General features: G+C 52.4%; 10 protein-coding genes. 9 read left to right on the forward strand and 1 reads right to left on the reverse strand.

Features of this window, described 5'->3' with window-relative positions; genetic code table 11:
• The first annotated feature begins 109 nt into the window (after positions 1 to 109).
• Together IE092_RS10370 and IE092_RS10375 are read left to right on the forward strand one after the other, a co-directional pair.
• Positions 110 to 1396, forward strand: coding sequence for an HlyD family secretion protein (locus tag IE092_RS10370; protein ID WP_189357096.1), 1287 nt, complete (start codon positions 110 to 112; stop codon positions 1394 to 1396).
• Positions 1397 to 1414: 18 nt separating this feature from the next.
• Positions 1415 to 3622 (forward strand): peptidase domain-containing ABC transporter, encoded by a 2208-nt coding sequence (locus IE092_RS10375; RefSeq protein WP_189357097.1) that lies wholly within the window; start codon positions 1415 to 1417, stop codon positions 3620 to 3622.
• Here the strand turns inward: IE092_RS10375 and IE092_RS10380 are convergent.
• Positions 3575 to 4066, reverse strand: coding sequence for a YqaA family protein (locus tag IE092_RS10380; RefSeq protein ID WP_189357098.1), 492 nt, complete (start codon positions 4064 to 4066; stop codon positions 3575 to 3577). The genes IE092_RS10375 and IE092_RS10380 overlap by 48 nt on opposite strands.
• A gap of 75 nt (positions 4067 to 4141) precedes the next feature.
• On the opposite strand from IE092_RS10380, the gene ilvA reads away from it, so the two are divergent.
• The 7 genes from ilvA (at position 4142) to rapZ (ending at position 12415) form a co-directional block, all read left to right on the forward strand.
• Positions 4142 to 5677 carry a threonine ammonia-lyase, biosynthetic gene (gene ilvA, locus IE092_RS10385; protein ID WP_189357099.1) on the forward strand — a complete coding sequence of 512 codons (1536 nt, stop codon included), beginning with the start codon at positions 4142 to 4144 and terminating at the stop codon, positions 5675 to 5677.
• 23 nt (positions 5678 to 5700) lie between these two features.
• Positions 5701 to 6546, forward strand: a complete 846-nt coding sequence (gene queF / locus IE092_RS10390) for an NADPH-dependent 7-cyano-7-deazaguanine reductase QueF (RefSeq protein ID WP_189357100.1) — start codon at positions 5701 to 5703, stop codon at positions 6544 to 6546.
• A gap of 48 nt (positions 6547 to 6594) precedes the next feature.
• Entirely contained in the window at positions 6595 to 7155 is a 561-nt protein-coding gene (locus tag IE092_RS10395; RefSeq protein WP_229793127.1) for a hypothetical protein, read from the forward strand.
• Positions 7156 to 7357: 202 nt separating this feature from the next.
• Positions 7358 to 10012 (forward strand): bifunctional diguanylate cyclase/phosphodiesterase, encoded by a 2655-nt coding sequence (locus tag IE092_RS10400; protein WP_189357101.1) that lies wholly within the window; start codon positions 7358 to 7360, stop codon positions 10010 to 10012.
• Between the two features lie 98 nt (positions 10013 to 10110).
• Complete coding sequence (locus IE092_RS10405; protein ID WP_189357102.1) at positions 10111 to 10578, forward strand: PTS sugar transporter subunit IIA; 468 nt, start codon at positions 10111 to 10113, stop codon at positions 10576 to 10578.
• Between the two features lie 29 nt (positions 10579 to 10607).
• A complete protein-coding gene (gene hprK, locus IE092_RS10410; RefSeq protein WP_189357103.1) occupies positions 10608 to 11549 on the forward strand; it encodes an HPr(Ser) kinase/phosphatase in 942 nt (313 codons plus the stop codon).
• Positions 11550 to 11551: 2 nt separating this feature from the next.
• Positions 11552 to 12415, forward strand: a complete 864-nt coding sequence (gene rapZ / locus IE092_RS10415; RefSeq protein ID WP_189357104.1) for an RNase adapter RapZ — start codon at positions 11552 to 11554, stop codon at positions 12413 to 12415.
• The last annotated feature ends 67 nt before the right edge of the window (positions 12416 to 12482 follow it).

Consider the following 12482-nt stretch of genomic DNA (forward strand, 5'->3'; position numbering starts at 1 on the left):
GCCGCAGATACCTTTGCGTATCTGCGCAATCTGCAGTCCGGACGTACCGGCATCTGACGAACACCGGTGCGTCCGGACTACGCTTTTCAATTTCTGAAAAAACTTTACGATGAGTAATACATCACAGGAAAACAGTCAGCAGGCTGCACGCCCCTTGTTTCGCGAAGCTGCGATCAGCCATCAGGGACACCGCATGTACGGCACCGTGATCCTGCAGTATCCGGAAATTTTCAAATGGCTGACGGCAGCCATCGTCATCCTGATGGGCTTGCTGATCGCATTTTTCTTTTTGTTTTCCACCACGCGCAAAGCACAGGCAAACGGTGTTCTGATTCCTGCAGCAGGCCTGATTAAAGTGATTCCGGTACAGGCCGGTATCATCATTGAAAAATATATCCGCGAAGGGCAAGCCGTAAAGAAAGGTGACGTTCTGTTTGTACTGAGCGGCGACCGCGCCGGCAGTGACGGTCAGGATGCGCAGAAAACCATTTCCCGCTTACTTGAAAGCCGGCGCGACAGTTACAGCACAGAAATGCATCAGGTGCGTGAGCAAAGCTCACAACGCAGCCAGAGCCTGCAGCAAAAAATCCGCGATGCGGAACTCGATGCGGTCAAAATTCAGGATCAGATTGTGTTGCAGCAGCAGCGTGTGGACATGGCGGAACAAAATGTAAAGCGCTTTAAGGAATTGCAAAGCACCAATTACATTTCCGCAGCACAGTTACAGGAAAGACAGGCGGATCTGATTGACCAGCGCCAGCGACTGAATGAATTACAACGCGCCATCCTGAATAACCAGCGCGATTTATCCGGCCTGCGTGCTGAACTGAAAGATATTCAGACCCAGAGCGAACGCGAAAAAGCCGCGATAGAACGGAATATTCATGCCCTGAGTCAGGATCTGACAGATAACGAAGCGCGTCGCCAGATTATTGTACGCGCCACGCAGGACGGCACCATCGCCGCAGTCAATGCAGAGAAAGGCCAGACTGTCACGCCATCCATGGCGCTGGCTACCCTGCTCCCGACCCAGACGGCTCTGGAAGCAGAATTGTATGTGCCTTCGCGCTCGGTCGGCTTCGTCAAACCCGGCATGCAGGTACTGGTACGCTATCCGGCATATCCGTATCAGAAATTCGGTCAGCATCAGGCAACCGTGCGCGAAATTGCGCAATCGCCGTTGCGTATCGATGAGTTGCCACCATCCGGCATGCAAAACACCAATGAACCTCTATACCGTATCCGGCTGGTACTGAATAAACAGTCGGTGACTGCCTACGGACAGGAATATCCGCTGAAACCCGGCATGCAGATTGACGCCAGCATACAACTGGAAAACCGTCGTTTGTATGAATGGGTGCTGGAACCGCTGTACAGCATTTCCGGCCGCTTGTAATTTTCTGGAATAGCTATCATGAGTCATGATTTTTTATCGCAGCTGCGCTTCTGGAAGCGTCAGCATTTACCAGTGATCCTGCAAACCGAAGCGGCGGAATGCGGACTGGCGTCTGTCTGCATGGTCAGTTCTTACTGGGGACACCGGATTGATCTGGCATCCATGCGCCGCCGTTTTTCAGTATCACTGAAAGGCAGCACCCTGAAAAGCCTGATCAGCATGGCGCAGGGCATAGGATTGCAAACCCGCCCATTGAAGCTGGATATGGAGCATTTACCGGAGCTGAAGCTGCCCTGCATCCTGCACTGGGATATGAATCACTTCGTGGTACTGAAATCGGTCACGGCACAACATGCGGTGATTCACGATCCGGCAGTCGGTGAACGCAAATTAAAGCTGGACGAATTTTCACGGCATTTCACCGGCGTCGCACTGGAACTGACACCGGGCGCAGAATTCAAAAAAACCGAAGAAATTCAGCAATTCTCGCTGCTGGCTCTGATGGGCAGAGTGATCGGACTGAAATCCGGTTTGCTGAAATTGCTGCTGCTCGGACTGGCACTGCAAGTCTGCGCACTGGTGCTGCCGTTTTACATGCAATGGACCGTCGATGAAGCGCTGGTTGCTGCTGACCGCGACTTGGTCACGGTACTGGGATGCGGTTTCCTGTTACTGGTGTTACTGCAAACCTGTATTTCAGCGACCCGTTCGTGGATGACAACCGTTTTGTCCACCAGTCTGAATTTTCAGTGGCTGAGTAATGCATTCTCGCATCTGATGCGACTGCCTCTGCCGTATTTCGAAAAGCGCCATACCGGTGATATTGTTTCGCGCTTCGGTTCGATTCAGACCATGCAGCACAGCATGACCACGCAGTTTGTAGAAGGTCTGATTGATGGCGTACTGGTAATCGGCACCTTTCTGATGATGCTGTGGTACAGCCCATTGCTGGCAGGCATTTCCTGTATTGCGGTGGTGCTGTATGCGTTGTTGCGCTGGATGATTTTCCAGCCTTTACGCAATGCTTCGGCCGAACAGATTATTCACACTGCTAAACAGCAAACCCATTTTATGGAATCGGTGCGCGGCATCCAGAGTGTGCGCTTGTTCAGCCGTGCAGAAGAGCGCCGTGCAGGCTGGATGAATGCACTGGCCGATCAGTTCAATGCTGATTTGCGCATCGCCAGAATTGCCGTCAGTTACCAGACTGCGAACAGTCTGATCTTCAGTGCAGAGCGTATCCTGATTATCTGGATGGCAGCGCTGGCGGTACTTGATCAGAAATTTTCGATTGGTATGGTATTTGCGTTTATCAGTTACAAAGACCAGTTCAGTCAGCGCGTTGCCAGCCTGATCGATAAATTATTTGAACTGCGTATGCTGAGACTGCACGGAGAGCGGGTTGCCGATATTCTGCTGACGCAACCGGAATCTGAACAGCATCTGAACGAATACGATCCGGCGCAGCTGAAAGCCAATATTGAATTCCGCAATGTGTCTTTCCGTTATGCAGATGGCGAACCCTATATTCTGCGCAATCTGAATCTGCATATCCGCGAAGGTCAATTCGTTGCGATTACCGGCCCGTCCGGCTGCGGTAAAACCACGCTGATGAAGCTGATGCTGGGCTTGCTGGAGCCAAGCGAAGGTGAAATTCTGATCAGCGGTATTCGCTTACAGCAACTGGGACTGGCCAATTTCCGCCGTTTGCTTGGCACTGTGATGCAGGATGATCAGCTATTCGCGGGCTCAATCGCAGACAACATCGCATTTTTCGATCCTGCACCGGATATGCAGCGGATACAAATGTGCGCGCTGATGGCATCCGTCCATCAGGAAATTATCCAGATGCCGATGGCTTACAACACGCTGATCGGTGACATCGGCAGCGGTATTTCCGGCGGACAAAAGCAGCGCATTCTGCTGGCGCGCGCCTTATACAATCAGCCGCGCTTACTGGTGATGGACGAGGCAACCAGTCATCTGGATGTGCAGAATGAACATGCAGTGAATCAGGCAATCCGGCAAATTCCGCTGACACGCATCATGGTCGCGCACAGGCCGGATACGATTGCAATGGCAGAGCGCCTGATTATGCTGGCGGGTGGCCAGGTGCAGCTCGATCAGATTCAGCATCCGCCCTCTGCACAAACCGAAGCGGAGGCTGCTGCAGCACCATCAGCCCATGTGCGTGGCGAGCCAGTGGCCGAAACCGTCAGTCACTGATAACAGTGCCCAGGTCATAAAAACATAACGCAGAAATTTCCCGACTGCCATGTAGAAAACACTGGACCAGAATGGCATACGCAGCCAGCCTGCCAGCGTACAGATAGGATCACCGATTCCCGGCAACCAGGCGAGCAGCATGGTTTTCGGCCCGAAGCGTTCCAGCCAGCGAAACCATGCTGTCTGGCGCTCGCTGTGAAACGCTTTCTTTGCAGCGTAACCCATACCGTAGTCGATCGCACCTCCGAGCGTATTTCCCAGCGTCGCGACCAGAATTGCCGGCCAGAACAGATCAGGATTCGCTTTCACGACAGCAAATACAGCCGGTTCCGAACCCAGCGGAAGCAGGGTCGCAGAAATCAGGGCAATCAGAAAAACCGATGTCAGACCGACTTCGGGCACTGCGAGCACGCTCAGCAGCCAATGTATAGAAGCTTCAATCATGCAAAAAAAACGAGCAGTCAGAGCCATCCATTATAATAGGGCGGCCCGTTTCCATTATTTTTCCTGAATATATTTATGAGCACTGATTATCTGAAGAAAATCCTGACCGCCCGCGTCTACGACGTTGCTGAAGAGACTCCGCTGGAATTTGCATCCAGTCTGTCTGCCAGGATGGATAACCGAATTATGCTCAAGCGCGAAGATATGCAGCGCGTATTCAGTTTTAAAATTCGAGGCGCGTATAACAAAATCGCACATCTGACACCTGCACAATTGAAGCGCGGCGTGATTTGCGCCTCGGCCGGTAACCATGCGCAAGGCGTTGCCTTCAGTGCTCGTAAACTCGGTTGCAAAGCTGTGATTGTGATGCCAACCACCACACCGCCGGTCAAAATTGATGCGGTACGTACTTTCGGCGGTGATCTGGTCGAGATCGTATTGCACGGCGATTCTTACTCGGATGCATACACGCATGCGCTGGAACTGGAGAAAAAACGCAAACTGACCTTCGTCCATCCGTTTGATGATCCGGATGTGATTGCCGGTCAGGGTACTGTCGGTATGGAAATCCTGCGCCAGCATTCCGGCCCGCTGCATGCGATTTTCGTCGCAATTGGCGGTGGCGGTCTGATCGCCGGTGTTTCTGCTTACGTGAAAGCGATTCGTCCGGATGTGCGCATTATTGGTGTGCAAACCAAAGATTCTGACGGCATGGCACGCAGCCTGGCCGCCGGTCGCCGTGTCACGCTGAATGATGTCGGTTTGTTTTCTGACGGTACAGCCGTCAAACTGGTCGGCGAAGAAACTTTCCGCGTAGCAAAACAATATGTCGATGAAGTCATCACGGTGGACACCGATGAAGTCTGCGCCGCAATCAAAGATGTGTTTCAGGATACGCGCAGCATTCTGGAACCTGCCGGTGCACTGGCCGTTGCAGGTTGCAAAGCGTATATCGAAAGAGCACGTCTGGCGAAGAAACCGGTAAAAGCAGAAACCATGGTAGCGATTGCCTGCGGTGCCAACATGAACTTCGACCGTCTGCGTTTTGTCGCAGAGCGCGCTGAAGTCGGTGAAGCGCGGGAGGCAGTATTTGCGGTGACCATTCCGGAAGAGCGCGGCAGTTTTCGCCGCTTCTGTGAACTTGTCGGGCCACGCAATGTCACAGAATTCAACTACCGCATCAGCGATGAGAAACAAGCGCACATCTTTGTCGGCATTCAGGTGCATGACAAAACCGAATCCGGCAAGATCGCACGCAATTTCGAAAAACATGGTTTTCCGACGCTGGACTTGACCGAAGATGAGCTGGCCAAGCTGCATATCCGCCATCTGGTCGGCGGAAAAAGTACGCTGGCGAAGGATGAATTATTATACCGGTTTGAATTCCCGGAACGTCCGGGTGCACTGATGCGCTTCCTGAACAGCATGGCGCCGAACTGGAATATCAGTCTGTTCCATTACCGCAATCACGGTGCAGATTATGGCCGGACGCTGGTAGGTCTGCAGGTGCCGAAAAAAGAAATGAAAGCATTCCGCGCGTTCTTGTCCACACTGGGCTACCGCTACTGGGATGAAAGTAATAACCCGGTGTATCAGCTGTTCCTCGGCTGATCCCGCACTATCGTTGAATCACTATGTCTGACAAAACTTTCGCAACCCCGGAGCAATCCGCTCTGGGGAAAGCAACAACTTACGAATCGGAATACAACCCCGGTTTGTTATTTCCGATCCCGCGCCTCGCGAAGCGGGAAGAAATCGGTGTGACCGGTAACCTGCCTTTTTTCGGTATGGATATCTGGAACGGTTACGAGTTATCGTGGCTGAATCAGCGTGGCAAACCGCAGGTAGCGATTGCCCGTTTTCTGATTCCGGCCGATTCTCCGTGCCTGATTGAATCCAAGTCATTTAAGCTGTATTTAAATTCTTTCAATCAGACCAGAGTCGCATCAACAGATGAATTGATTCAAATGCTGCAAAAGGATTTATCTGCTGCGGCCGGTGCCGGCGTGCAGGTCAGCCTGACAATGCCTGAACAGTTTTCCGAACTGCAGTTCGGTGAATTGCCGGGCATGCTGCTGGATCGGCTGGATATCGATGTGGATCAGTATGAGCCGGTACCATCGCTGCTGACGGCAAACTTTGATGATGCGATTGTGGAAGAGCGGCTGGTGTCACACTTGCTGAAATCAAACTGTCTGGTGACCGGGCAACCGGACTGGGGCAGCGTACAGATTCATTATGTCGGTCCGCAAATTGATCAGGAAAATCTGCTGCGCTACCTGATCGGATTCCGTAACCACAATGAATTCCACGAGCAATGCGTTGAACGCATTTTTATGGACATCATGCGCCAGTGCAAACCACAAAAATTATCCGTCTATGCGCGTTACACCAGACGCGGCGGACTGGACATTAACCCGTGGCGTACCAACTTCAGCACTGCGCAAATGCCTTCGAATGCAAGGCATGCAAGACAATAAGCACGACCTATATTTTTTCCGGATGAAAGCATGTTAATAAAACAATTCATGAAATTTTTCCCTGCCCTGCTGAGTGCCGCGCTGTTAATGCCGGGCTTTGCACACGCAGAAGATGCCGCTGAAGACAGCTGGTGGCAAAAATCCAAAGACAAAGTAACAACCCTGTATGACAAGGGTGAGCTTTCGTTGCTGGCTTCAGGCTGGGCCCGTCACGGACGCGGTACATATACCCGTGAACGTATCAATGAACTGAATGAAAAAGCCTGGGGACTGGGCTTCATGAAATCGATGCGCGACGGGAAAGATAATGAAGAAGCAATCTTCGGCATGGTCATTTCCGACTCGCATTTCAAACCTCAGCCAATGGCTGGCTACAGCTATCAGTGGATGAAGCCGATTAACAACGAATGGGAAGCCGGTATCGGTGCCACTGGTCTGCTGATCAGCCGTACCGACTACTTTGGTGGTGTACCATTTCCGGCTGTATTACCAGTTGCCTCCGTTGGTACACGTCACAATAAACTGATGGCGGCATATGTCCCCCGCTTTTCGCGCAACAAAGGGAACGGCGATGTACTGTTGCTGTTCGTCAGAATCGACCTGAATTAACTGATTGACGAAACGCGCGCTGCTTGCCATCATAGTCCGGATTGACCGGATTCTGCGGTATTGATCGCGAATCCGGCGGCTTACCCGAGCCATAGACCGGGTTCGCCGAACCGGAAAGCGATAGCAGCGTCGCAACTGCCAGGATCACTTGCCCCAGTTCTGCGAGCCGGGATGTTGTTCAACCATCCTGCAGATTTTTGTCGTGATACCTGTCAACACGTCTAAGAACACACCTGTTCCACCCAGTGAAATCCGCTCTGAATGGCATCCTGGTCTGCTGCAACTGTTACCGGATGCAGTTTATGTCCTGACAGATCAGCGTATCAGCTTTGCCAACCCTGCGGGATTAGAATTACTGAAAGCAGAATCGCTGACGCAGATTCTTGGTCTGCGCCCCGAAGAGTTCCTGATTGCGCAGCACCATCAGACAGTACGTCAGCTGTTTGAAATTGGTAAAAATGAACGCATTCCCGGTCCGCAGTATTTTCAGTGCAAAGCGCTCGATGGCAGTCGCATTGATCTGGAAATTTACAGCCGGGGTTTCGTGCTGGATAACACACCGGCAATTCTGATCACCGCAAGAAAACAACGCAGTTCCCCTGCCGCCTACCCGATCATGATCAGCAGTCAGCACCCGAGCAGCCGGGTACATGAGGCCTTGCATCACGAGAAAGAAATTCTCGAAATGATCGCGCTGGACAAACCACTGACAGACATTCTGGAAGATGTCTGTGACCGTATGGAGCGCTTACTGGACAATGGCGCAATGTGCGCTATCAGTCTGTATCAGCCTGAAGACGGCTTACTTCGTCTCGGTGCCGGCCCCTCGCTGCCGGAATCTTTTACCCGCGCTTTATCTGTTTTACCCGTCGGTACTATGCACGGGTGTTCCGCCGAAGCGGTATTTTATGACCGCATCACGATTGTGCAGGACATCAGCCTCAGTCCTTCGTGGGAAAATCTGAAGTCAGTGGCTTCTTCTGCCGGTATTCGCGCGGCATGGTCGCTGCCGATTCGAACAGCATTCAGCAACGTGCTGGGTTCTGTTGATGTTTATTATGATTATGAACATCATCCGAACGATGATGAGCAAAGTATGATCACCGATGCATCGGATCTGATCGGGCTGGCGATTGATAAAAAGAATATGGAGCAAAGCCTGGAGGAAAGCGAAGAACGCTATCGTTCCGTGGTCACTAATCTGACTGAAGGTATTATGGTCATTGGCGCAAAAGGCCAGATTCTGACCAGCAATCCGTCTGCGCTGAAAATTCTGAAAATCGACCATCCTGAAACATCGGAAAAAACGCAGCGCTACTTCCGCCGCTTATTCACTGAAGACGGAACTACGGTAGACAGTGGCAACGACCCCGCATCCCGTGTTTTCCGCAACGGCGAACCGATTCTGGACTTAACCCTGGGCGTAGAATTGCAGGACAACTCTGTCGTCTGGCTGCAAATTAACTGCCTGCCGATTATCCGCAAATCCGGAGATACCGTGTCATCTGTACTGGTGTCGTTCACCGATACCACGGAGATGCGGGCAACACAGCAACAGTTGAACTACATGGCGTCTTACGATGCGCTAACCGGTTTGCCAAACCGGCATTATCTGAATCAGCGTCTGAATAAAGCGATCAGTGAAGCTGCGCAACAACAGCAAAAAGTTGCACTGATGTTTCTGGATCTTGACCGCTTCAAAAACGTCAACGATACCGCCGGACATGCCGCTGGTGACGCGCTGCTGCGCGAAGTCGCGCAGCGCTTACGTTTATGCGTGAACGAGCAGCATTTGCTGGCGCGGCTGGGCGGCGATGAATTTGTAATCGTTGTGGAAAATCTCCGCGATGCGGCACAAGTCCGCGCAATCGGCGATCAGGTATTGCAACAACTGCACATTCCTTTCGTGATTGACAATAAGGAATATCACCTCGGCACATCGATCGGCATCAGCATTTATCCGCATGACGGCAGTGATGTGTCGGAACTGATGCGCTGTGCTGACTCAGCGATGTATCACGCCAAAGAATGTGGCAAAAATAATTATCAGTTCTTCACGACCGAGCTGAATGTCCGCGCACAACACCGTTACACCATCGAAAGCAGTCTGCGCCGTGCGCTGAACGAGCAGGAATTTGAGGTGTATTACCAGCCCAAAATCGCCATGCATACCGGACAGATTATCGGTGCAGAAGCACTGATACGCTGGAATATGCCGGGTATGGGTTTAACCTCGCCGGCTGAATTCATCCCCATCGCAGAAGAGCTGGGACTGATTTTGCCGATTGGCCGCTGGGTGCTGGAACAGGCTTGCCTGCAAACGATGCAATGGCGCCTGCAAACCGGTTCTGATCTGACGATCAGCGTCAATATTTCACCAAAACAGTTTGCCGACCATGCGCTGCCGGGTTTCATCGCAGCGACGCTGGAACGCACAGGTTTGCCCGGTATGGCACTGCAGCTGGAAATCACGGAAGGTTTGCTGATGAGCGATCCCGAACAACTGCTGCCGGTTTTCAATGCACTGCGCGCACTGGGTGTCAGTATCTCTCTGGATGACTTCGGCACCGGCTTTTCGTCGCTCTCCTATTTGCAACGTTTCCCGATTGACAACCTGAAAATTGACCGCTCTTTCATCCACCAGATTCCGGGACATCAGGATTCCATCGCACTGACGCAGGCGATCATCGCGATGGCCAGCGCACTCAAAATGCGGGTCACGGCGGAAGGCGTGGAGACCGAAGCACAGTTGCGTTTCCTGTCTGAAACCGGTTGTCACGACTTGCAGGGCTATTACTTCAGCCCGCCGGTGACAGCACAGGAATTCAGCAAACTACTGGCGCGCAAGCCAGCCTGAATTTCACCATTCTCTACACCTGAGCAAGGTTTCCAGCCTATAATTCGGGTATTGCTGGTCTTGCATTTTGCACACTAGGCCGTCACTTCTATTGCATCATGACTAATATTGCAAAAATCCTCCCGCCTGGAAATGTTCTGCTGGATCTGGAAATCTCCAGTAAAAAAAGAGCGTTTGAACAAGCGGGGCTGCTGTTTGAAAACAATTGCAGCATTGCCCGTTCCACCGTATCTGAAAATCTGTTTGCGCGTGAGCGTCTTGGTTCGACCGGCCTTGGACACGGTGTTGCGGTACCGCATGGCCGTATCAAGGGTCTGAAGTCTCCCATCGCGGCATTTGTGCGCCTGAAAGACGGCATTCCGTTTGAGTCACCCGATGGTCAGCCTGTGACACTGCTGATCTTCCTGCTGATGCCGGACAATGTACAGCAGCAGCATCTGGAAACCTTGTCTGAAATTGCGGAAATGTTATCGAGCGAAAGCTTCCGCGAAGAACTCTGCAATGAGCCAGATCCTGCTATCGTGCATCAGAAAATTCTGGCATGGCAGCCGACGCCGCTTCCCTGAACCCTGAAATTGCCGCCTGAGCCTGCGCCATGCCTTTAAATACAGAACTCACGATACAAAAAATATACGACGATAACCGTGACAGTATGCAGCTTGGCTGGTTTGCCGGGTTTGCCGGTGCGGACAAGTGCATTACCGGCGATGCGGCCTCGGCAGCAGATCAGGTTGGTCACTTAAACCTGATTCACCCCGGGCGCATTCAGGTGCTCGGGCATCAGGAGCTGGCTTACTATCACCGCTTATCACCGGCATCGCGCGGCAATCTGATTCGTGAACTGGTCGCCGGACAGCCACCGGCGCTGATTGTGGCGCAGGGTCTGGATTCTCCGCCTGACTTCTTAACCAAGTGTGACGACAACAATATTCCATTGTTTTCCACACCGTTTCCGTCGGCACAGGTCATTGATTACCTGCGCGTCTATCTGTCCAAAAAACTGGCGCAGAAAGTCACAATGCACGGTGTTTTTATGGACGTGCTTGGGGTCGGCGTGCTGATCACCGGCGAATCCGGTCTCGGTAAGAGTGAACTGGGTCTGGAACTGATTTCCCGCAGCCACGGACTGGTGGCGGACGACGCGGTCGAATTTTCGCGGATTGCGCCGAACATGATTGAGGGCCGCTGCCCTGAACTCTTGCAGAACTTGCTGGAAGTGCGCGGACTTGGTCTGCTGGATATCCGTGCGATCTTCGGTGAAACTGCCGTGCGTCGCAAAATGCGTCTGAAGCTGATCGTACATCTGGTCCGGCGCAGTACGCTGGAAGAAAACTATGAGCGCTTGCCGATCGATTCGCAAACCGAAGATGTGCTTGGTTTGCCGATTCGCAAAGTGGTGATTCCGGTTGCCGCCGGACGAAATATCGCGGTATTGCTGGAAGCGGCGGTACGCAACACGATTCTGCAATTACGCGGCATTAATACGCTGGAAGACTTTATGGAACGCCAGCGCAAAGCAATGGAAGCCGGAGACTGAACATGGAAATTTTATTGATCTCCGGTATTTCCGGTGCCGGAAAATCGGTTGCACTGCGCGTGCTGGAAGACGCCAATTACTACTGTGTTGATAACCTGCCACCGGGTTTGCTGCCGCAGCTGGTGGAAACGCTGGTCTTGGACAACCAGACGTCTGCCGCGGTGGCGATTGATACACGCAGCGCGACCGGACTGAGCTATCTGCCGCAAACCATCGACATGCTGAAGAAAGAGGGTCACCATGTGCGGATTCTGTTTCTGACCGCCAGTACAGAATCTCTGGTTGCCCGCTTTTCTGAAACCCGCCGCAGCCATCCTTTGTCGCGCCGTCTGAATCTGGATATGAATCAGTCGCCGACCAGAACCCTGACCGAGTGTCTGGATGAGGAACGCGAAATTCTGGCACCGATTCAGGGTCTGGCGCATGTCATCGACACCACCGATCTGCGTGCGAATCAGCTGCGCGCATGGGTCAAAGATTTCATCGGCATTCCGAATATTCCGCTGGTGTTAATGTTTGAATCGTTTGCCTTCAAACGCGGTGTGCCGCTGGATGCCGATCTGGTATTCGACGTCCGTATGCTGCCCAATCCGCATTATGATCAGGCACTGCGTGACCTTACCGGTCGTGATCAGCCAGTTGTTGATTTCCTCGAAAATCAAAGCATGGCGCACGAGATGTATCACGATATTCTGCAATTTCTGGAAAAATGGATTCCATCGTTCAAGAAAGATAACCGCAGCTACCTGACCGTCGCAATCGGCTGTACCGGCGGGCAGCACCGCTCTGTATTCATGGTGGAAAAGCTCGCGCGGCATTTTGCACGACAGGAAGACGTTCTGGTACGTCACCGCCGCCTGCAGTAACTGAAAAATATCCCGCATTCGACAAATGGCGCAGCAACAATGCTGCGCCATTTGTCTTTACACGGAT

The sequence above is a fragment of the Cognatundibacterium squillarum genome (genome assembly GCF_014652435.1).
GTDB lineage: Bacteria > Pseudomonadota > Gammaproteobacteria > Burkholderiales > Burkholderiaceae_D > Undibacterium > Undibacterium squillarum.